The organism is Enterobacter sp. SA197, assembly GCF_054131575.1.
This window is the reverse complement of the sequence record NZ_CP096393.1, coordinates 988,617-1,011,258: the sequence shown is the minus strand read 5'-3', so window position 1 is coordinate 1,011,258 and position 22,642 is coordinate 988,617. Positions and strand designations below refer to the sequence as shown.

At 52.0% G+C, this 22,642-nt stretch carries 18 protein-coding genes; 10 read left to right on the top strand and 8 right to left on the bottom strand.

What is annotated here, in order from left to right; genetic code table 11:
• Positions 1-35: 35 nt before the first annotated feature.
• The 3 genes from M1D91_RS04590 (at position 36) to M1D91_RS04580 (ending at position 3,719) form a co-directional block, all read left to right on the top strand.
• On the top strand, positions 36-815 hold the full coding sequence (locus M1D91_RS04590) for an NAD(P)-binding domain-containing protein (RefSeq protein ID WP_437433128.1): 780 nt from the start codon (positions 36-38) through the stop codon (positions 813-815).
• A 579-nt stretch (positions 816-1,394) separates the two neighbouring features.
• Positions 1,395-2,873 carry a SulP family inorganic anion transporter gene (locus M1D91_RS04585; RefSeq protein ID WP_437433129.1) on the top strand — a complete coding sequence of 493 codons (1,479 nt, stop codon included), beginning with the start codon at positions 1,395-1,397 and terminating at the stop codon, positions 2,871-2,873.
• 18 nt (positions 2,874-2,891) lie between these two features.
• The gene (locus M1D91_RS04580; protein ID WP_437433130.1) at positions 2,892-3,719 is read left to right on the top strand and encodes a universal stress protein; all 828 of its coding nucleotides are present in this window, start codon (positions 2,892-2,894) and stop codon (positions 3,717-3,719) included.
• Between the two features lie 157 nt (positions 3,720-3,876).
• Here the strand turns inward: M1D91_RS04580 and M1D91_RS04575 are convergent, their stop codons facing one another.
• Genes M1D91_RS04575 through iolD form a run of 3 tightly spaced genes read right to left on the bottom strand, consistent with a single transcriptional unit; the run spans position 3,877 to position 7,223 of the window.
• Positions 3,877-4,374: a PTS sugar transporter subunit IIA gene (locus M1D91_RS04575; protein ID WP_437433131.1), complete on the bottom strand. Its 498-nt coding sequence runs from the start codon at positions 4,372-4,374 to the stop codon at positions 3,877-3,879.
• Positions 4,371-5,261: a sugar phosphate isomerase/epimerase IolH gene (iolH, locus tag M1D91_RS04570; RefSeq protein WP_437433132.1), complete on the bottom strand. Its 891-nt coding sequence runs from the start codon at positions 5,259-5,261 to the stop codon at positions 4,371-4,373. Before iolH ends, M1D91_RS04575 begins: the two co-directional genes overlap by 4 nt.
• 21 nt (positions 5,262-5,282) lie before the next feature.
• Positions 5,283-7,223 carry a 3D-(3,5/4)-trihydroxycyclohexane-1,2-dione acylhydrolase (decyclizing) gene (iolD, locus tag M1D91_RS04565; RefSeq protein WP_437433133.1) on the bottom strand — a complete coding sequence of 647 codons (1,941 nt, stop codon included), beginning with the start codon at positions 7,221-7,223 and terminating at the stop codon, positions 5,283-5,285.
• Between the two features lie 413 nt (positions 7,224-7,636).
• Between iolD and M1D91_RS04560 the strand changes: the two genes are divergently transcribed.
• Entirely contained in the window at positions 7,637-9,574 is a 1,938-nt protein-coding gene (locus M1D91_RS04560) for a bifunctional 5-dehydro-2-deoxygluconokinase/5-dehydro-2-deoxyphosphogluconate aldolase (RefSeq protein WP_437433134.1), read from the top strand.
• 73 nt (positions 9,575-9,647) lie between these two features.
• On the top strand, positions 9,648-10,829 hold the full coding sequence (locus M1D91_RS04555; protein WP_437433135.1) for an arabinose transporter: 1,182 nt from the start codon (positions 9,648-9,650) through the stop codon (positions 10,827-10,829).
• 85 nt (positions 10,830-10,914) lie between these two features.
• Here the strand turns inward: M1D91_RS04555 and M1D91_RS04550 are convergent, their stop codons facing one another.
• On the bottom strand, positions 10,915-11,958 hold the full coding sequence (locus tag M1D91_RS04550; RefSeq protein WP_437433136.1) for a Gfo/Idh/MocA family protein: 1,044 nt from the start codon (positions 11,956-11,958) through the stop codon (positions 10,915-10,917).
• Positions 11,959-12,033: 75 nt separating this feature from the next.
• Positions 12,034-13,470: a sugar porter family MFS transporter gene (locus M1D91_RS04545; protein WP_437433137.1), complete on the bottom strand. Its 1,437-nt coding sequence runs from the start codon at positions 13,468-13,470 to the stop codon at positions 12,034-12,036.
• Between the two features lie 429 nt (positions 13,471-13,899).
• Here M1D91_RS04545 and M1D91_RS04540 point away from each other — a divergent pair, with 429 nt between their 5' ends.
• From M1D91_RS04540 to M1D91_RS04520, 5 genes are all read left to right on the top strand, one after another.
• Complete coding sequence (locus tag M1D91_RS04540; RefSeq protein ID WP_437433138.1) at positions 13,900-15,405, top strand: CoA-acylating methylmalonate-semialdehyde dehydrogenase; 1,506 nt, start codon at positions 13,900-13,902, stop codon at positions 15,403-15,405.
• A gap of 19 nt (positions 15,406-15,424) precedes the next feature.
• Positions 15,425-16,249, top strand: coding sequence for a 5-deoxy-glucuronate isomerase (gene iolB / locus M1D91_RS04535; RefSeq protein WP_437433139.1), 825 nt, complete (start codon positions 15,425-15,427; stop codon positions 16,247-16,249).
• Positions 16,250-16,647: 398 nt separating this feature from the next.
• Entirely contained in the window at positions 16,648-17,121 is a 474-nt protein-coding gene (locus M1D91_RS04530) for a heme-degrading domain-containing protein (RefSeq protein WP_437433140.1), read from the top strand.
• A gap of 14 nt (positions 17,122-17,135) precedes the next feature.
• A complete protein-coding gene (iolE, locus tag M1D91_RS04525; RefSeq protein WP_437433141.1) occupies positions 17,136-18,032 on the top strand; it encodes a myo-inosose-2 dehydratase in 897 nt (298 codons plus the stop codon).
• Positions 18,033-18,057: 25 nt separating this feature from the next.
• On the top strand, positions 18,058-18,882 hold the full coding sequence (locus M1D91_RS04520; protein ID WP_437433142.1) for a sugar phosphate isomerase/epimerase family protein: 825 nt from the start codon (positions 18,058-18,060) through the stop codon (positions 18,880-18,882).
• 170 nt (positions 18,883-19,052) lie between these two features.
• Here the strand turns inward: M1D91_RS04520 and M1D91_RS04515 are convergent, their stop codons facing one another.
• The 3 genes from M1D91_RS04515 to M1D91_RS04505 form a co-directional block, all read right to left on the bottom strand.
• Positions 19,053-19,889, bottom strand: a complete 837-nt coding sequence (locus M1D91_RS04515) for a MurR/RpiR family transcriptional regulator (RefSeq protein WP_097486261.1) — start codon at positions 19,887-19,889, stop codon at positions 19,053-19,055.
• 343 nt (positions 19,890-20,232) lie between these two features.
• Complete coding sequence (locus M1D91_RS04510; RefSeq protein WP_437433143.1) at positions 20,233-21,114, bottom strand: DMT family transporter; 882 nt, start codon at positions 21,112-21,114, stop codon at positions 20,233-20,235.
• 951 nt (positions 21,115-22,065) lie between these two features.
• Positions 22,066-22,611: a YfaZ family outer membrane protein gene (locus M1D91_RS04505; RefSeq protein WP_437433144.1), complete on the bottom strand. Its 546-nt coding sequence runs from the start codon at positions 22,609-22,611 to the stop codon at positions 22,066-22,068.
• Positions 22,612-22,642: the final 31 nt, after the last annotated feature.

Here is a 22,642-nt window from a genome sequence, read left to right as displayed (position 1 = left end):
GCCATTTCGCCTGTCTGGAACATGAGGAGCGGCAAATGAAAGCAGGTATTCTTGGCGTGGGTGAGCTGACGGAGAAAGTTGTGGCGGGTCTCTACCGAAAAGGCGCTACAGCTGAAGTTGTACTGTCACCCAGGAATGCAGGGCGCGCCGACAGGCTACGGGAAACCTTCGGTTGTCGCGTGGCGGTAAACAATCAGTCAGTCGCTGAGGAAGCTGACATACTGATTGTGGGCGTCCGGCCCGATGCGCTGAAACACCTGGCGTCAGAAATAAGGCTGCGTCCTCATCAGTTGCTGGTTTCGCTTGTAGCCGGTGTCAGCTCGGCACAACTGCAGACGCTGTTCAGCCATCAACGTGTGGTGAGAATGATGCTAACTTATGCCGCCGAAATTAACCGGACCACGGTTGTGCTGACAGCCTGTGAAGACAACATCCGGTCGTATTTTTCTGCTCTCGGTAACGTAACCGTTCTGGAAAACGAAGACTGGTTTGAGCTGGCGACGGTCAGCATGTGCATGAACGGCTGGCTTTACGGCCTCGCTGACGGCCTGCAGGGCTGGTTGGTGGAAAAAGGCATGCCTCAGCATCATGCACGCGCCCTTGTGCTCGGTGCTATGCGCGACTGTGCCGATTATGGAATCCACAACGCCAGCGCGCCCCTTGAGACTATGCTTCAGGCCATCGCCAACGAAGGAACATTTACCGCGCAGGGACTCGATATCCTTCATGAGCAGCATAGTCTGCAGCCATGGGTAACGGCGGCCGATGCGGTCGTTCAATCTCTACGTGCCGAAAAGCAGGCATGCAAGAAGTAACCCCTCCCGGAGGCGAGGCGACTGAAATGTGGAGGCGCGAAATGCTGAGTGTCCACTTCTCGCTCAAAGCAGACCTAGCAGCGCTACAGGCAGTCCGCTCCGTGCCAAAAGCGGACATCTGAACAGAACTAAACTTCAAGTCCCGTATGCATTCTATCAACCCTGTTGAAAATGACCGGCAACATCCGGTAAAAGGAAGCGAAACGGAGCCGATTTAAACCGATGACAGCGTGCTTTGCGGGCATTTTTCATCCTCCGCGCATTGACCCCATTTACGCTTCGTGTACAGTAAAAAGGCTTTTTGCTGGGACAGCTCTGACTGTGATCTGCCCGGCGGGCATTCGTGACCAGCGCTGAAAGCCTGTACAGCCGGTCTTTCTGGTTCCTTAAGGTGCATAAATGCCTGTAAAGGAGTTAAAAAAATTATCATGCGTATTACGCCACCCTGAGTCGTACCCCTCTCTGTCGCACTGAGTAACCTCAGTCGCGCACTCAAAAACATCCCGTCTGCGGATGTGCTTTTTCGTACATAAATTTTGCCCTCACGGGCTGACTGCATTCAAAAACTGAGAAACTACTATGTTGCTGTCCTCGACGCGTAAGGACTGGCTGGGTAACGTCCGTGGTGACGTCCTCGCCGGTATTGTGGTCGCGCTCGCGCTTATTCCGGAAGCGATCGCCTTTTCCATCATCGCTGGCGTAGATCCGCAGGTCGGTCTCTATTCCGCTTTCTGTATCCCCATCGTTATAGCCTTCTTTGGTGGCCGCACGGCGATGATTTCCTCTTCCACCGGTGCGATGGCGCTGCTGATGGTCACGCTGGTGAAAGACCATGGGTTGCAGTATTTACTCGCCGCCTCCGTACTGACCGGCATGTTCCAGCTGATTGCTGGCTACCTGAAGCTCGGCAGCCTGATGCGCTACGTGTCGCGCTCGGTGGTAACCGGCTTCGTGAATGCGCTGGCGATACTGATATTCATGGCGCAGCTGCCGGAACTCACCAACGTCACCTGGCACGTATATGTTCTTACCGCTGCCGGCCTTGGTATCATATATCTCTTCCCGTACCTGAATAAAACCATCCCCTCACCCCTGGTCTGCATCATCGTGCTGACCGCCATTTCCATGTGGCTGCACCTTGACGTGCGCACCGTGGGCGATATGGGCAAATTGCCGGACAGCCTACCGGTATTCCTCATTCCTGACATCCCGCTTAACCTCGACACGCTGCTGATTATTTTGCCGTATTCCGCCGGGCTTGCCGTGGTGGGGCTGCTGGAGTCGATGATGACCGCTACCATCGTGGACGACATGACCGACACGCCGAGCGACAAGAACCGCGAGTGCAAGGCGCAGGGTATTGCCAATATCTGCACCTCGTTCATCGGCGGCATGGCGGGTTGCGCCATGATTGGCCAGTCGGTGATTAACGTGAAGTCCGGCGGACGCGGGCGTCTTTCCACGCTGACCGCCGGCGTGGTGCTGCTCTGTCTCATTATCTTCCTGCGCCAGTGGGTTTCACAGATACCGATGGCGGCGCTGGTTGCGGTGATGATTATGGTCTCCATAGGTACCTTCTCCTGGCGCTCCATCAGCAACCTGCGATCCCATCCTCTGTCAACCAGTGTGGTGATGCTGGCAACCGTGGTGGTGGTGGTGGCCACGCATAACCTGGCATTTGGCGTGCTGACCGGCGTGCTGATTGCCTCGCTGAACTTCGCCACCAAGGTCGCCCGCTTCATGGCAGTTTCCTCTGAGCTGAAGGGCGATACTCGTACTTACACCGTGACCGGCCAGGTCTTCTTTGCCTCGTCTGACCGGTTTACCAGCCACTTCGACTTCCGCGAGGCGCTGGATCGCGTGGTGATCGACGTGACGCACGCCCACTTCTGGGACATTACGTCGGTCAGCGCGCTGGACCGCATCGTGATCAAGTTCCGCCGCGAGGGCACGGAGGTGGAAATCAGGGGTATGAACGACGCAACCCGGACCCTCGTTGACCGCTTTGGCGTGCATGACAAACCCGAAGAAGTTGAGAAGCTGATGGGCGGCCATTAATTCACAGGAGAATTCAACATGAATAACACCGTTATTGCCTGCGTGGACGGCTCGCCGTCAACCCGCCCGGTCTGTGAGTATGCGGCTTGGGCGGCCGGTAAGCTGGACGTGCCGCTTGCCCTGATGCACGTGCTGGAAAAAAATGATCCTCCCGCCGTGTCCGACCTGACCGGCACCATTGGCATCGACAGCCGGGAGCAGCTGACTGAAGAGCTAGTCCGCCTCGAAGGCGAGCGCAGTCGCCTGCTGATGGCACAGGGAAAGGCCGTGCTGACTGATTGTGCGGCGCTGCTGAAGCAGGCCGGACAGCCGGAGGCCCGGCTGATGCAAAAGCACGGCGCGCTGGATGAGATCCTGGCAGAGCTGGGCGGTATCCGCCTGATGGTGCTGGGCCGCAGAGGCTCCCGGAATCCGGTTGGCAGTCACCTGGAAAGCGTCATCCGGTTGCAGAAGCGGCCGGTGCTGGTCGTGCCGGAAACCTTTTCGACGCCGTCACGGGTCATGTTTGCGTATGACGGCAGTGAGGCGAGCCGGGAAAACCTGATGCGCCTGACCGTTAGCCCGCTGCTGAGCGGCCTGACCTGTCATCTGGTCATGGTTAACGGCGAAGCGTCGACGCTGCAGGATGCGCAAGCGATCCTGCAGGATGCTGGGATCGTCACGGCAGCCCAGCTACTGAAGGATAAATCTGTCACCGGCGCGTTATGCCGGTATGCCGATGAGAATGGCATCGACCTGACGGTGATGGGGGCTTATGGCCATTCACAGCTGCGCCGGTTCTTTATCGGCAGCCACACCACAGAGATGCTGTCAGAAAGTCGTCAGGCTCTGCTGATGCTGCGATGAAGCGCACGGGCCTGGCTTTCAGGCCCGTTATCCGAACGTCCGCTCCTCGCTCAAAGCGGACCGTGAACCGGTCTATAAATTTCTGCCATATCGTGAAGTCCAGTATTCTTAGAAGGAAAAGGTTGGCCCGGTGCTTTACCACCGGGCGTGATAGGGACTAACGGCGGTGTAGATGGATTAGCGGACTTACACCAGCACTCATGCCGCCAGTAATGACCTTCATGTCATAGAGTTCAGGGGACATAATCACAACTGGCGTAGTGGTGTTGATGTCACTTTCCTCCAGAAGCCTGGTATCCACTCGCAGAACGGTCTCGCCACGGGTGACCTGCTGGCCGATACCTGCGATCCGGGTAAATCCCTTTCCTTCCTGTTTAACAGTCCCGAGTCCAAAGTGAACCAGCAGCTCTACACCGTCGTCGGTTTTCATGAAGAAAGCGTGGCTACCCGGCAGGATGTTGACGATAATGCCGTCTGCCGGAGCCAGAACATCGATTTCATTATCCCGATCTGGCACAATCGCGACCCCGACACCGACCAGATTTTCTGAAAATACAACATCGTTAACCTTTTCCAGTTCCAGCGTGTTACCGGAGATCGGCGCGTAGAGGGTCGTCAGGTGATAAGGTGTCGTCGTGCTTGTTAACTGCCTCATCGTTTATTCCCCAGCAACTCACGCTCAATTCGTTCACGGGTTTCAACGGCCTGAACGTTCATCTTCTCTGGGAAACCAAACAGCGAGGCGGTAATAATCGACTCGCCCCCAACTTTAAAGGTGCGATTGGCGAAATCCATCTCTCTGAGAGCACGGAAGATGCCATCGAAATCCACCTCTCCCTCTCCCATCCCGGTGTGCTGATGAATTGCGGCGTTGACCCCTGGCGGATTCACAATATAACGGCACGGCAACGTATGATTCCATGTATCAGCCAGCAGTACGTGAGAGAGATCGTGACCGGCAAATTTCAACATTTGCTCCACGTCGCCTTTGCCTTTGTCATAGAAAAATGTGTGTGGTGCACTGTAAAGGTAAGTCACATGGTCACTGCGCAGCGACTTCACCAAATCGGCTGTATCATCGCTCAGCTCGCAGAAATCCCATGGATGCGACTGAATTTCTACACGGATACCTTCACGCTCAATGATCGGCAACAATTCCTCCATGGAGCGATACCACATTTCTTCACAGATCTCCGGTTCATCCGGTGTTCCGGCCAGCTCGGTATTGATAACTTGCACGCCCATTTCAACAGCGATTTCAATCATACGTCGCCAGTTTTTTACTGCCGCACGGCGACGTTCCTCATCCGGACCTGACCAGCGGTATACAGTGATAACGGAAGAGATTTCCACGCCGTACTGTCGTAGTGCGCGGGTGTATTCATGCATCAACTCCCGTGAGGCGCGCGGGTGCTTGTAGAATGGGTTTATTCGCGGATGGGGCGATTGTTCAATATATTTGTATCCCCATTCCGACACCTGCCGCACCATGTCGGTAATTGGCAAATGTTTAATAACATCAACGTCAAAAGCTATTTTCATTGTATGTTCTCCCGATCCTAATCAGTATTTGCGTGCCTGTTTCGTTTTTTCAGCGAGCATGGATGCAATGGCACGAATACTCTCTTTCTTTGCCACCTGAGCTCCGCCAACGCGCCACCAACTCAGGTATTTATGCACCATCGTTTTAGGCAGCACTTTCATGTCGATAAGCGTAGAGACCGGCGACCGGCGCGCCTCCTCCAGCGCATGATGCAGCTCTTCGAGCGTGGTAACGCGCCAGGTCTGGCAGCCATAGCCCTCGGCAATTTTGGCGAAATCTACGGGTATCAGCCCGCCTTCCTGCTGGCCACTGTCGCTGTGGTGATAACGGAACTCGGTAAAGAAGCTGTCCATACCGTGCTCCATTTGCAAGTTGTTGATGCAGCCGTTGGTCATGTTATCGAAAAGCATCACATTGATTTTCTTGCCTTCCTGTAGCGATGTGACCAGCTCGGAGTGCAGCATCATAAAAGAGCCATCGCCGACCATGACGTAGACCTCCCGCTCTGGCTGCGCCATTTTGACGCCGAGTGCGGCATTCACTTCATAGCCCATACAGGAGTAACCATATTCAACGTGGTAGTCATTATTGCCACGACTTTGCCAGACGCGCTGCAGATCGCCCGGTAGACTGCCTGCGGCGGCAACGATCACCGCATCCTTAGGCAGAGAAGCATTAAGGACTCCCAATACCCGACTTTGGGTGAGGCAGGAGGCCGTAATTGCCTGGAACTCTTTATAAACCTGCTCGCGCGGCAAGTGATCGTCGATCTCTGGTATAAACCCCTCGCCGGAGAATTCCACACCATAGACGCGCTCGACCTCCTGTTGATATTTCTGCCGGGCATCCTCAACAATATTGTCCCATGCAGATTGATAGCCCGTTTTCATCAGCCCGGCCTCAAGTAAGTCCAACGAGGCGCTGGCGTCGCCCAATAGTTGCACTCCATCCAGTTTGAAGGCATCAAAACGGCTGACATTGATGTTCAAAAAATCGACGTCAGGATTCTGGAAAATCCACTTCGATGAGGTCGTGAAATCTGTGTAACGGGTGCCTATGCCAATCACCACATCCGCTTCACGCGCCAGATAATTCGCGGCCAGACCGCCAGTCTCCCCGACACCGCCAACGTTCAGCGGATGGCTGGAGGATATTGCTCCCTTGCCCGCCTGAGTTTCCGCCACCGGGATTTGGAAACGTTCAGCGAGACTGAGCAGAATGCCCGCCGCCATCGAATACTTCACACCGCCACCACAGACGATAAGCGGCTTACGCTTGCCCTCCATCAATTTCAGTGCGTCGGCAAGCATTGCTTCGGTCGGCTCGGTGCGTTCTATTCGGTGCACGCGTTTAGTAAAGAAGTAGTCCGGGTAGTCCCAGGCTTCCCCTTGCACATCCTGTGGGAGACAGAGTGTGACTGCGCCAGTCTCCGCAGGATCGGTTAGTACACGCATGGCGTTGATGCAGGCGCTCATCAGTTGCTCGGGCCGGTTGACGCGATCCCAGTATTTACTCACTGCGCGAAACGCATCATTGGTGCTTATGCTCAAGTCGTGTGACTGCTCGATCTGCTGCAATACCGGATCAGGTTGGCGGGTCGCGTAGACATCGCCCGGAAGCAGCAGCAGTGGAATGCGGTTAGCCGTTGCGGTTGCCGCCGCGGTGATCATGTTCGCCGCACCAGGCCCGACAGAAGAGGTGCAGGCGATAATCTGCTGGCGCAGCTTTTGTTTAGCAAAGCCAATAGCAGCATGCGCCATCCCCTGCTCATTACGTCCCTGATAAACCGCAAGCCGGCCACAATCTTCTTCCAGCGCCTGGCCGAGGCCAAGAACGTTGCCGTGACCGAAGATAGCGAAGATGCCTTTAACGAACTTAATCTCATTGCCGTCGACTTCGACATATTGGTTGTCGAGGAAGCGCACCAGCGCCTGCGATACTGTTAATCTGGAGGTTGTCATTGAATCACCTGTCATTGATTCGCTGGCATTGGCTCATTAGAGCGAGTGCGCTGCGAGTTCTGTTAGTCATGTTGTAGACGATTATAAGGAATGATTTTTCATTTCATATTTATATAAAATTAAAATTTCATTAATGGGAAGGGGATCATAAAAAAAGTAAAAAATTTCATTATGTAGTTGCGGTGGTAACATGCATTGTCCACCCCTATAAACTCAAAGGGGATTATTACAATATCATGAATTATTTGAATTTTAATGAATGAGTATCTACCTGGTATCGCTCTACATTCCAGAATATAACTGTGATCTTTGTCATGTTTTTAATGGTAATGTTTGTTTCATTTGTGTTGATAATGAAATTATTAAACCTTAACATGCATAAAAACACACCATCTTTGCTGAGGGCATGAACAATGGACAGTGAACAAAAAGCACTGGACGTCATTTGCATTGGTCGAATCGCTGTTGATTTGTATGGCCAGCAGATTGGCGCACGGCTAGAGGATATGGGGACGTTCGCGAAGTACCTGGGCGGTTCATCAGGTAATGTTGCCTACGGTACGGCGATACAGGGGCTGCGCTCCGGTATGTTGGCTCGCGTCGGCGATGAGCATATGGGGCGTTTCCTGCGTGAAGAGCTCCTCCGTGTCGGCGTAGACACACAACATCTGATCACCGATAAAGATCGTCTTACCGCACTGGTGCTGCTGGGGATTAAAGACCGGGACACTTTCCCGCTTATCTTCTACCGCGATAACTGTGCGGACATGGCGCTGACACCAGACGATATTGATGAGAGCTATATTGCCTCATCGCGCGCACTGGCGATCACTGGCACACACCTTTCACACCCGGATACTCGTGCCGCAGTACTGAAAGCGCTGGCCTTCGCTAAAAAGCATGGTTTACGTCGCGCGCTGGATATCGACTACCGACCGGTACTATGGGGGCTCACCTCCCTCGGCGATGGTGAAACCCGCTTTATTGAGTCCGGTAAGGTCACGCAGGAATTGCAGGAGGTTCTGGACCAGTTCGACCTTATCGTCGGTACCGAAGAAGAGTTCCATATTGCTGGCGGTTCCACCGATACACTGGCGGCGCTGCGCAAAGTACGCGAACGCAGCCATGCTACTCTGGTGTGCAAACGCGGAGCGCTGGGTTGCTCAGTGTTTGAAGGCGATATTCCCACCCATTGGGATGCGGTCAAACTGCACAGCGGTGTGCGTGTAGAAGTACTGAATGTGCTGGGCGCAGGCGATGCGTTTATGTCCGGCTTGCTGCGTGGTTATATGAACGATGAAGGCTGGGAAACCGCCTGCCGTTACGCCAACGCCTGCGGGGCCCTGGTCGTATCCCGCCACGGCTGCGCTCCGGCGATGCCGACGCGCGAAGAACTGGATAATTATTTAACCCGTGAAGAGAGCGTGAAGCGTCCGGACCAGGATGAGACGCTGAACCATCTGCACCGCACCACTACCCGCAAGCAGGACTGGAAAGAGCTGTGTGTCTTTGCGTTCGACCACCGCAAGCAACTTGAGGATATTGCTCACGCGGTAGGCGCAAGTGAAACAGAGATTCCGAAATTGAAAGAGCTGCTACTGGAGGGCGCGCGCCAGGCGGCAAAGGAAGCCGGACTGGCACACAACAGTGGCATTTTAGCTGATACCACTTACGGGCAGGACGCACTCAATACGATCACGGGAGAAGGCTGGTGGATTGGCCGCCCAATTGAGATGCCGGGTTCACGCCCGTTACGCCTGGAGCATGGCAATATAGGCTCGCAACTGGTGGACTGGCCGCTGGAGCATGTAGTGAAATGCCTGGTGTTTTACCATCCGAATGATGAGCAAGCGCTGCGCCGTGAACAGGAAGAATTGATCAACGAAGTCTACCATGCCTGCTGCAAGTCAGGGCATGAACTGCTGCTTGAGGTGATCTTACCTCATACAGTAAAAGACCGGGACGAAGCACACTATGCCACCATCGTGGAGCACTTCTATTCGCTGGGGATCAAGCCGGACTGGTGGAAGCTGCCAGCTCTCTCCCGCACGGCCTGGCATAAGATCAGTGCATTGATAGAACACTTCGATCCGCACTGCCGCGGTATCGTGATCCTGGGGCTGGATGCGCCGGAAGAGGAATTGAAAGCTGGCTTCGCCGAAGCGGCAGATATTCCCTGGGTAAAAGGTTTTGCTGTAGGTCGTACCATCTTCGGCGAACCTTCACGTTTCTGGCTCAGCCGTGAGTACAGCGATGAGCAACTGATAAACGCGGTGAAGAAGCGTTATATGACGCTAATCAGCTACTGGCGAGAGTATCGTCCGGCGAAATGCCTGACCAATGCCGCCTGATGGCGAGCGCATGATCAACGGGGCCGAATTACGGCCCCGTTTTTATTTCTGCACTTCCTTGAGATCAGACCCGATGCCAACCTCTACTACCACTTCAGAGATACCTGCTGCTTCTGGCAGGCTTATCCGTCTCTCCCTTGCTATGTTTTTCGCCTATATGACAGTCGGTTTACCGCTGACCGCCATTCCGCTCTTTGTTCACCAGCAGCTGGGGCTGAGTGATACCTGGGTCGGTGTGGCGGTCGGAATTCAGTTCCTTGCCACGGTGCTGACCCGTAGCTATGCCGGTCGTCTCGCCGACAGCAGGGGGGCGAAGCGTACTACGCTACAAGGGCTGCTGGTTTGCGGCCTTGCGGGAATCGCTTATCTCTTTGCTGCTCTGTTCGCTGCAGATGTCTGGCTGGCGCTTTGCACATTACTGATTGGTCGACTATTGCTCGGCCTCGGGGAGAGCCAGATTCTGACGGGCAACCTGACCTGGGGGATGGGGCTTGCCGGCAGCGCGCAAGCTGGAAAGGTCATCTCGTGGAATGGCATGGCCACCTACGGTGCACTAGCCTGTGGTGCCCCGCTGGGGGCGTTTCTCTATCTGCAGGCGGGGTTTATCGCGCTCGGCATGGGAACAATCGTTTTACCCCTTGTCGCTTTGCTCATCAATAGCAGTGTGCTGCACGTGGCGCCGCATCCTGGCAATCGCGTGCCGCTGCGCGTGGTATTGAATGGCATCTGGCGGCCTGGACTGGCGCTCGCGTTGCAGGGCATCGGTTTTGCAGCTATCAGCGCTTTTATTGCGCTCTACTTTGCTGCCAGAGGGTGGGGAAATGCGGGTTTTGCTCTGACGGCGTTTGGAGGCCTGTTTATTCTGGTACGACTACTATTAGGCCAGGCACTTGATCGCTACGGCGCAGCCACCATCGCAACGTTATCGCTCCTGGTTGAGTGTGCGGGGCTGCTAATCATCTGGCTTGCAGCGACGCCTGTCGCTGCGCTTCTCGGCGCGGCGCTGACCGGAGCGGGCTGTTCTCTGGTCTTTCCTTCCCTCGGTGTGGTGACGGTACGCGCCGTCAGTCCTCAGGTGCGCGGTACAGCACTCGGCGGCTTCTCTGCCTTTCAGGATATTGCCTATGGGATTACCGGGCCGCTGGCGGGATTGCTGGCAGGGGTAACAGGTTATGAAGGGATATACTTTGCCGCTGCATGCTGCGCGTTGGCTGGCGCAGTTGCGATCCGGACGCTGATCCACTCAGCCCCATAGCAGGGGAAAACGACTGGCGGGAGAATGAGATAATGCTGGGCCCGATTTTATCTACAGGCCCAGTCTCTATAAAGAAAGGAACGAATCAGCGACCTCCGTCGCGTTCCTCATTAAATACGATACCTAACTGTTTACGCACTTCATCAAGCGTTTGCATGGTGACCAGCGAGTCTTCAAGCGGACGCAGCGGGGACTCGAGCAGCCCCTGCTCAATGCAGTAAGCAACATGCGCGGCTTCGTGATACAGCTGGTCGTAGGCAAAACGTGGCTCTTCGTAGGTGATTTTCTGCTTATCATTATTAAAAATATGGAAATTGCCCGGTGTATAGAACATCCCTTCCATGAAGATATAGCCTTCTGTTCCGGCAATCACGGCGCTGCCCGGCGTATGGCTGAACAGCGTGGTATGAATAGATGACTGGTTACCGTTGGCATGGCTTAAGATGATCGATGCTTGGCCGTTTACCCCGGCTGGCGCAGGCTGGCCTGAGGCTAACACGTTCTCCGGCCGTCCGAGGATTTTAGTCGCAAAAGCTACCGGGTAGGAGCCTAAGTCCATCAACGGACCGCCGGCCAAATCGGCGCGCATAATACGGTGCTCTGGGCCAAAATGTTCGCCATGATCGGCAATAATAGAGTGAACTTCGCCGATCATTCCCTCTTCCAGAACCTGACGAAGCACGTCGAATTTTGGCAGGAACCACGTCCACATGGCTTCCATCAAAAAGACTTTATTCTGGCGTGCCGCATCACGCAGCTTCTGCACTTCAGATCCATTAAGCGCCAGTGGTTTCTCAACCAGTACATGCTTACCTGCGCGAATTGCCTCCATCGCGCAGGTGAAATGCGCCGGATGTGGCACGGAAATGTAGACCACATCGATATCTTTGTTATAAACAAGCTCCTCCACAGAGCCATAGGCGAAGGGAATATCGTGGCTGCTCGCAAAATCCTGCGCGCCCTTCAGGCTAATGTCGGCGACGGCCAGTATCTGTTGCCGCGTACTCTTCTGTACCGAAGAAACAAAGCGGTTAGCGATCCAGCCGGGACCGATGATCCCCCAGCGCAGCGCAGGTGCTTTTTTTCCGTCCGGTGTTCTTGCTACAGGTAACGGCTTATGAAACTGCATGATTCACTCCTGTTTTTAATTTTTTAAATTGAAAAATTCAAACCGGCCCACCGCTAAAAAAGGGCAGGCCAAAGGTTATTTGTTGCTGGCGAGTGCGTCGGTAGAGCGCTGAAGTTGCTGCATTTTTTTCTCGGCGAGCTGTTCGATATCTTCCAGGGAAACACCTTTAGTCTCTGGAACATAACGATGTAAGAACCAGAAGCAGAAGGCATTAAATCCGACAAACAACCACATCGAGAACGCACCATGGAAATTGTCTTGCAGGTAAGCGTTGTCATTCACAACAGGGAAGAGTTGGGTAATAACGAAGTTGGCAATCCACAGGCAGCTGACCGCCAGACTCATCCCGAAACTACGAATGCGCTCCGGGAATATTTCAGAAATGAGTACCCATGCACCGCTTCCCCAACCGATAGAGAACAACAGCATAAAGAAGAGGATACCGAAAATGGTCATATATCCGGTGTCCTGCGTGTAGAGGCCATAAGAGACAATCAGCAGGCCGATCATGGAACCTACAGTACCGATTTTCATCACCGGCAGACGTCCGTAGCGGTCAAACAGATTCATACCAATAATGCCGCCGACACCGCTGAACAGAGCGATAAAGATGGTCTGGAATAACGCAGCATCTTTACTACTGGAAGCGCCTTGCAGCACTAACGGTGCGTAGTAATTCATAACGTTAACGCCAGTAAACTGCTGAAGCACTGCAATCATGATGCCGACGAGCAATATGTAGCGCAGCACAGGTTTGCCTGCAATGCTGGTGGTGCCAGCAGGAGAAGAAGCGCTTTTTGCTACAGGGGCCTGCTCAAAAAGCTGACGTGCCTCCTCCTGATTAAATTCAGGGTAGATACGAGACAGCACACGAATGGCTTTATGGCCGCGATGGCGTTTGATGCTCCAGTGCGGAGATTCAGGCAGGAAGGCGATCAGCAGCAGCATCAGCAGCGATGGCACCAACTGAAGGCCCATCATCCAGCGCCAGCCATCCTGTACCATCCATGCTTCCACCATGCCTCGGGCGATGAAAAAGTTGACGATAAACACCGCCAGCTGTCCAAGGTTAGTTGAGACGTTATAGATACCAGAAGCCTTACCGCGAATACGTGCCGGGGCTATCTCCGACATATACATCGGCGAAACAGTACCGGCTATGCCTACCGCCAGCCCGCAAACTATGCGAGCAATGCTGAATAACCAGAACAGCGACGATGCTGCTGAGATGACTGAGGTCACAACAAAGAGCAATGCAGCCAGCAACAAAGCATTTTTTCGGCCGATACGATCGGCAATTTTTCCCGCCATCAGCGACCCCAGCACTGCGCCGACGATCACGCTGCTGACCGCCCACCCCATTTCTGACGGGCTTAATGCAAAATATTTCTGCATTGATCCGACCGCGGCAGCAATAACGCCCGTGGAGTAGCCAAACATGACGCCACCCAGGGCGGCAATACAGCAGAGCATGTAGACGTACCATGCATTGAACTTATGATCGTAAGACATAGGTTATTCCTCATATGACGCCTGCGGGATGACCGTGGCGACCGATAAATGGTATTTTTTTTTCAAATCATAAAATAACTGAACTATTTCTACCATTTTGTGGGTATTGGTTTTGTTAACGAGATCATAAAAAACATTCATTTCATATCAGTGAAACGAATTTCATTTTTTTGAGTGGCATAGGCGATAGAATAAAAATCATTACAATACAGTGGTTTGGGTCTGGCTTTCTACGCTGTAGCTGGCAGTCCCTTTCCTAAAGAAATGAAAGAATCTTGCAGAAGATCACACTAAATTAAAGTTTCATAAAATTTAAATTGAAATATTTGATTCGAATTATTACATTGAAACGGAGTTGATGGCCGGGAGCTCCATGTACAGAGAGCATTCAGCCCGGATGACGAATAATGGTTAAGAAGGTAAAGAGAAATGGAAACTGTCGGTAACTTTATAAATGGCAAAACGGTTATCAGTACCAGCCGCGAAACCAAACCCGTCACTAACCCGGCCAGTGGTGAAGTGATCCGCGAGGTCACCCAGAGCACACAGGAAGAGATGCTGCAAGCCATTGATGCAGCGGATAAAGCTTACAAAGCCTGGTCAAAAACAACCCCGCTGCGTCGTGCACGTGTGCTGTTTGAATTCAAAGCGCTGCTGGAAGCTCACCGTGACGAGCTGGCGGAGCTTATCGTGAGCGAACACGGTAAAGTCTTCTCTGATGCACAGGGCGAACTGACTCGCGGGTTGGAAGTCGTGGAATTTGCCTGCGGTATCCCACATCTAATGAAAGGCGAATTCTCATCTACCGTTGGCACCGGCGTCGACAGTTTCTCTGTTATGCAGCCGCTGGGTGTGGTAGCCGGGATAACCCCATTCAACTTCCCGGCGATGGTTCCTATGTGGATGTTCCCTATCGCACTGGCATGCGGTAACACCTTTATCCTGAAGCCGCCAGCACCAGTCCCATCAGCGTCGCTGCGTATTGCCGAACTGTTGAAAGAAGCGGGTCTACCGGATGGTGTCTTCAACGTAGTGCATTGCGGTAACGATGTTGCCAGCATTCTGACCCGTGATCCGCGTATTCAGGCGGTGAGTTTCGTGGGCTCTTCTTCTGTAGCAGAACATGTATATAAAGAAGCGAGCGCTCATGGCAAACGTGTACAGGCGTTCGGTGCAGCAAAAAATCACGCGATTGTAATGCCGGATGCAGATCTCGATGCCACTGTAAACGCCATTATGGGCGGGGCGTTTGGCTCGGCAGGTGAACGCTGCATGGCGCTGCCGATTGTGGTTGCGGTGGGCGAAGGCACGGCGGAGAAACTGATCTCCCGTCTGCAGCCTCTGGTCACGAGCCTACGTGTCGGTCCGGGTCACCTGAAAGGTGCGCAAGAGAATGAGATGGGGCCGGTCGTCACCCGCGCTCACCAGCAGAAGGTTCTCGGATATATTGATAAAGGTGTCGCGGAAGGTGCTGATCTGGTGATCGACGGACGTAACTGTCAGGTGGCTGGCTATCCAGAAGGTTTCTATGTCGGCGGTACGCTGTTTGACAACGTCACCACAGATATGACTATTTACAAAGAGGAAATCTTCGGCCCGGTGTTAGGTATTGTCCGTGCCCCGGACTATGCAACGGCGATCGCCATTGTTAACGGCCATGAGTTCGGCAACGGCAGCGCCATCTTTACCACCAGCGGCCACTACGCGCGAGAGTTTGTTCAGGAGGTGGAAGCAGGTATGGTCGGCGTTAACATCCCGGTACCTGTACCAGTGGCATTCCACTCCTTTGGCGGCTGGAAACGCTCTGTGTTTGGCGCGCTGAACGTGCATGGACCAGACGGCGTGCGCTTCTATACCCGAATGAAAACCGTGACGACCCGCTGGCCTAACGGGCAGCAGACGGTATCTGAATTCAGCATGCCGACTCTGGGTTAACGTAGAGAAGGAGAAGATCATGGCGACCTTACTCAGCCGTTCGACATCATTGCCGGACGGCAGAACCCAGCACATTACGCCGGAAAATGCTGGCTGGAAGTATGTGGGTTTTGATGTTTATCGGCTGCAGGCCGGGCAGGAGATAACGCTGCCTGCGGATGCGCTCGAACGTTGCCTGGTGCTCGTTTCCGGCAAGGCGACGGTCGTTACTCAGGCGGGCACTTTTGAGAGTATCGGCGAGCGTATGAGCCCGTTCGAGCGCACACCCGCGTGGTCGGTCTATCTGCCGCACCATTCCCCTGCACAGGTTACCGCTCTGACTCCGCTGGAGCTGGCGGTATGCTCCGCTCCGGGTTGGGGTGATCTGCCGGTGCGGCTGATTGCGCCAAAAGATGTAGGTGTAGAGCACCGTGGCAAAGGACGTAACAAGCGGCTGGTTCATAACATCCTGCCGGATGACCGTCCAGCAGACAGCCTGCTGGTGGTAGAAGTTTACACCGCTGAAGGCGACACCAGTTCCTACCCGAGCCACAAACATGACACTCCAGTAGAGGGAAAAGAGACCTATCTGGAAGAGACCTACTATCACCGTTTCGATCCGCCGCAGGGCTTCGCTCTTCAGCGTGTCTATACCGACGATCGTAGTCTTGATGAAGCAATGGCTGTTTATGACCGAGATGTGGTGAAGGTACCACGCGGCTACCATCCGGTCGCCACTATCGCCGGGTACAATAATTACTATCTCAATGTTATGGCAGGACCAACGCGGAAATGGCTGTTTACCTGGGAGAAAGATCACGCCTGGGTGAATAGTGAGGATTACCCTCGTTTAGAAGACAATTAGAACCTACTCACTCGGACACTTATCTATCTTTTGCGCAGCGCTATGCTGCGCTTTTTTTTTGCAAAAAATGAAACAAACATACTGCTTTAGATTGTTGGCGTCAGGGAGGAAAACATTTTGTGAGCTGAGATGGATATCGACAAATTTATCACGATTGATAGTGAATGATATGAGTGATAGGGATCACGAATAGACACCATCATTCATTTCACGCTGAGCTCACTTTCTTTCGTTTCATTTTAAATTACATATAAATCATTATGTTAATAAGTAAAAGGTGGTTTTATTCCAAATTGCCACTAAATTGAAATTTAAATTTTAAAAGCATAACCTCACTACATGTTCATCACTGATTTTCACTATCCATCTTGCTAACCATTTCCTAACAGGAGTTTGCTATGAGCCAGTCACTGACCCTTGATCAATTACTGAATCAGGAAAAAGAACATCGCTTTACCGAAATCGACTTTAACGCAGCCTGGGAGATTGGCCAGGCCATTCGTGAGCGCGCCGCAGGGCAGAACGCACCGGTTGCAATTGAGGTCTACGCCTATGGCCAACCGCTTTTCTTCGCTGCGTTACCGGGTTCAACCTCCGACAACATAGAGTGGATGAAGCGCAAGCGTAATACCGTTTTACGCCTGGGACACTCCTCCATGTATGCCGGCCTTAACTATGAGAGAACCGGAGCGCGCATGGAGTTGCATAACTTCATCGACCAGGCCGAATTTTGTGACCACGGCGGCAGTTTCCCGCTTCTGCATACTTCGGGTGCAGTAATGGGAGCGGTGAGCGTGAGTGGTTTGCCGGCTCAGGACGACCACGCCCTGGTGCTGTGGGGTATTGCTCAATATCTCAACGTTAAAAAATAATAAAGGCCATGATTATGAACCGCGACAACGTGAGACTGGCTATTGCGCCTATCGGATGGACCAATGACGATATGCCAGATCTCGGTAAAGAGAATACGTTCCAGCAGATCGTCAGTGAAATGGCACTGGCAGGATTTAGCGGTAGCGAAATTGGCAGCAAGTATCCCCGTGATCCAGCCGTGCTAAAACCCGCACTGGAGCTGCGTGGCCTACAAATCTGTAACGCCTGGTTCAGCACCTTTTTTGCCGATGGTCGTAAAGAAGAGACGCTGCGCGATTTTGACGAGATGCTGGATTTCCTCCACGAGATGGGAGCAAAAGTGATTGGTTGCTCCGAGCAGAGCGGCAGTACTCAGTGCAAACCGGTGCCAGTCTACGCCGAAAAGATGGTGTTTACAGACGAGCAATGGCAGCGCGTTGTCGAGGGTTATAACCTGCTTGCCGCTCGCGCGGCCAAAAAAGGGATGTCGGTCTGCCTGCACCACCATATCGGTACCGGTATTCAGACTCTGGATGAGATAGACAGGTTTATGTCCTCCGTCGATGAAAACGTCTTCCTTCTCTATGATACCGGCCATGTCTACGCTTCAGAGCGCAGCCAGAGTGCCGTCGTCGCTGTGCTGGAGAAATACCTGCCGCGCATTCGCCACGTACATTTAAAGGACTGCCGTGACGAAATGATAGAGCAGGTAGCTCTGAAAAAACTGTCTTTCCTTGAGGGCGTGCGTAGAGGGATGTTCACCGTACCGGGTGACGGAGTCATCGACTTTGCACCTGTGTTTGCTCTGCTGACCAAACATCAGTATAGCGGCTGGTTGGTGGTAGAGGCTGAGCAAGACCCCGCAATAGCAAACCCACTTGAGTACGCGATGTTAGCGCGTCGATATATTCACGAAATGACCGATCTGTAATCTTACAAATAAGAAGGAGTACCCTATGCAAAAGGCATTACATGGCATTTCAACCCACTACTGCAATATTCTAACTGATGCGCGGATCGCTCGTGATACAGGATATGACAGCCTTGAACTGCTGAGTGCCAAATTAGTTCGCTATCTGGACAATGGCGGCACCACGCAGAAGCTGAAGCAGGTTGCTGATGGCTACGGTCTCTCCGTTGGCTGCGTTAACGCCCTGCTGGAAATTGAGCGCCACAAGGGCGATGAGAAAAAAGCTATGCTGGCCGAAGCCACCCGTCTGACCCGAGCGGCGGCAGAGCTTAACTGCCCGACCGTGCAGATTCTTGCGCTTAACGGAATCGACGATCAGCCGGACGATACCGTGATGGATATCATCACTGAAAACGTCGGTGCCATCGCCAGAATCGGCGAAGAGTATGGCGTGCGTTACCAGATTGAGGTTATCGCCTTCACCAAATTCCGCACCCTGCAACAAGGGCTGGAAGTGATCCGTCGTGTAGGCAAGAAGAACGTCGGGATGGTTATCGATTTCTGGCACCTCTATGCTGCGGGCAACACCCCGGAAGAAGTCGCGAAGCTCGATAAAGATCTTATTTACGGTGTGCATTTCTGTGATGGTCGACTGCCGAAGCCAGGCGAAGCATGGGATCAGATGGTGCTACGTAACTATATGCCGGGCGAAGGCGAACTTGATATCCAGGCCTGGGTCGATGCGGTCAAGGCTACCGGCTACGACGGTATGTGGTCAGCCGAACTGTTTAGTCCGAACCGCTGGGAATACGATCTGTACGATATCGCGACAGAATGCCGCGAAAATATGGAAAAATACCTCGGTAAATAAGTCTACTCTGCGCATCCGGCTTCTTCGCCGGATGCGTATTCCTCTAAGTTGTTCATCCTGCCACTTCATAGATTTACGTTTTAAACCGAAAGATTAACTCAGATTCACTGTACATATCGCTGAGGCACGTAAAGAACGTGTGGCAGTGTCATGCACTGCCTGAGAGATGATTAATTAGAAGTATTAAGCGCCATTGATACCGCCAACGTCTGGGCAAGGCACATAGAAGCTACTTGGGAACGGAAGCCATCAACCTGTGCTTCGCGCACGACAAAGCAGACATCGCTGAAGGCAGCGAGTGGGCTGACCTGGCTATCAGTAATGGCTATCTGCTTCGCGCCACGTTTTGCTCCCAGTTCTACCAGTTCAACGGCCTCTTGCGCATAAGGCGAGTAACTGATTGCCACAACCACGTCTCGCGGGCTGACCATACTTAACTGCTCTGAAAACATGCCACCCAGACCGTCAATGAGGAAAGTGCGGCGTTCCAGGTGACGCAAAGCGTATGTGAGGTAACTGGCTACGCTGAACGAACGCCGCAGGCCGATAACGTAGATATTTTCCGCCTGCTGAAGCAGTTTAACAGCGCTTTCGAGCTGTTCCGGACGTGCCTGAGAGGACAGTTGCTGCAAAGCCTGCACGTTGACCATCGTGAACACGTTAAGGATCTCTGACGGTTTTTCAGGCGTAGCGCCAACGTCATCCGCCGCGGTTTGACGGAACAAGCGCGCACGCTCGGTATAGTTAACCGTCTCTTCCATCAAGTGTTGGCGAAATACTTGTTTCATCTCGTTAAAGCCGCTGAAGCCAAACGCACTTGCAAAACGAATCAAAGTAGAGGGTGGCACGTCGGCGTTTTGCGCGATGGAGGCCACAGTATCAAAAGCCACGCTGTTGCTGTTATCGAGGATATAGCGGGCTACCTGCTTTAGCCTCTTGCTGAGCGAGTCATAACGCTCACGGATTTGTTCCTGCAATAATGACAGTTGGGTTGGATGATTCGCCATGATTTGCTCTCTGAAACAAAAATTTCGATTTAACGATGATATCAGACATAAAGAAATTTTCATTCTTCTTATCATTGTGATTAACGGTTTTTCCCAACTTTGTGATGCTACATTAACTTTTTATTTAGTGTCGAGCTTTGAGAGTGTTTTTTGCTGCTTCAATTAAAGTATGCGGGAGCAGATGGTCCTCTTTAGCAACGTCAGTCTGCATGGTGATGGAAGACATTGCCTCGTAAAACCATGCATGTCAGCAGCCTATGGGCTAATGCCTGAATGTTAGAGGGATTAATATGGGATTCTAACTATTTAGTCAGAGGCCAAGGAATTCGGCCTCATTTCTGCTTTAATCACTACATTTTTTTGCACTGGCAAAATTTGAAAACACAATAGAAGCAACAATGATTATGCAACCTGATATCTGGTCGATTGATATATTTTCGGACAATATCAAGTAAGACAAAATATAGGCCGATGGAAGCTCAAGTGTTATCAACATTCCTGCCAGAGTAGATGGGATTTTAGGTATGCCAAAGCTGAAAGTGGTTAAAGGCAGAATGCAGGCAAACACGCCGTTAAGGCAAGCCCAATATATATCTGTATTGAAGAGTGATATATCCACTTTATCCTGATAAATAAACAGAGAGGTCAGAAATGCTCCCAGCGTCATCAATCGCGCTTTCTGCGAAATGCCCGTTCCGGAGGGAATGCAGGACATCGATACTATGAACAGGCTGTAGCATAGCGCAGCCATCATGCCCCAGAACATTCCGGGAAGACTCAAAGACATTCCCATACGAAAAGCACCCGTAGCGACGGCAACACCCGTCAGGATAAGAACGATTATCGCGACGTCATGACGTTTAATTCGGGTTCCCTTTAGAAACGCCGTCAAGGTGGGCGCAATCCATGCAGATTGCATCATCATCATGGTTGCAGTCGGCACGCCCAGATAGAACAGTGCTTTATAAAAACAGTAAGTTACACCAAATACTGGAATACCAGAGGCAAGAATGATGCCCTTTTCATTCAACTTCATTGGTTTAGTTGGAGGGGGGCAGATTTCGGAAGCAAAAAAAAAGACGACAAACGCAATCAGATATTGTGTGGAAATTACATTGCTGACATTACTTCCTTGCTTTTCCGCAAGGGTGAGAATAACGCCTGGGACGCCATAACATAAAGCTCCTACTGTGGTTGAAAATGCGCCTAAAGAAATTACTTTCATGTACTGCTCCTGTGGACTGCAATTGCTCCATAGCCAAATGATATTCAGTACGCAAGTGTAGGTCAGAAATGTAAAAGGTTCTATTCATTACATAATTAATTTTACAGTTTTACTGTTATAAATGCTGCTAAATACATATCTCATGATATTGGCATACTCAGTGGCGAGACTTGTCTGCAGGTTAATCGTGGATATAAAGCTTGGGATGTTCTGCAGAGTCTGTTATGGGGTGGGCTTCTATTAAATTTCCGAAGAATTATCATGGGGCAATTATTATCATTACCTCGCTGACATATACCCTTCCCGGCGCCATAACCACTCAATATGTATTCCGATTGGATTTGTATTCAGTCTAAAACTGATTCTTTCCGACTTTTTGCTTACGGTGGCTGGCTGACGGTCTGGCTCGCAGGAAAAACCACGCAGTTATTTCCCACTCATAATCGATGCCAGTCCAGTCTTTTCAGTTTGTCATCTGTAACCCGGCTCAAGGAGTTATTGAACAGCCTTTGCAGTTCACGCTCCTGTCTTTGTAGTTCATGAGGAATGCGAAAGCGTTCATTGAGCAAAACACTGCATCTGAGGATGTGGAAAAATCTGGGAGAATATAATCAGCACGTTGGCGTATCGGCAGATACAGCTATTACGGAAAAACTAGCCATAATAATCGGATAAGAATGAAATCCTGATTTGCTTATAATATTGGTTCAGGATAGTTTCAGTCGCCAATTATTTACCATTCCTGAGATTTCATTTTACATGAGGACTGGTTAGATCTGAGCTTCAATTTTGCTTTTAAGGGGGGCAGTCAGACTGGTGACTTCTACGCGTCAAGGTTGACAATAAATAAAACGGCGTGCATTCATCGTCCAATGATGGGAGATTCTTCTCCGAGAGGATGCTCCTGCTCGGAGAAGGGAGTTAAAGGATGGTGAAGCTGTTTACAACAGATCAGAAATGAATTGACGCTCCGATATAAGGTCCATCAGACAGCACGTTATCTTTATGGCCTTCCTTACCGTTGATAGCAACGTACTTATAACCTATGCGCAGGTCGACCAGTGAAATCGGGCGGACGCTTACGCCAGCAGATGCCTGCTGGAAGCCGTCATTATGAGCAGACATCGAGTCAGGAGCCCAGTAATACTGACCGTACAACCGAAATGCCGGAGAAAGCGCCAGCAGGGCGTCGCCGCCGAAGGCAGACGCGTAACCGTCATGGCTGTCTTTCGGATTGGTAAAGAGCACTTTTGCACCCGGTGAAATCATGAAATTCTCATTGCCAATACCGAAATTAAGGCCAAGGTTAGCAAAGCTACCGTCGTGATCGCTTTTCATCCATTCACCGCTGACCGCCAGGCCTGGTGAATCGTTGCCCATTCCTACCTGAATATTGGTGAAATGCTCGCCAGCATCAACACCTCCCTGTAAGGCCATGGTCGAAAATGATAATGTGGAAAGGATAGCGCCAAGGCATCCTAAATGTACAATTTTCAAAACTTACTCCCATTATTAAAAATGTGGAAAA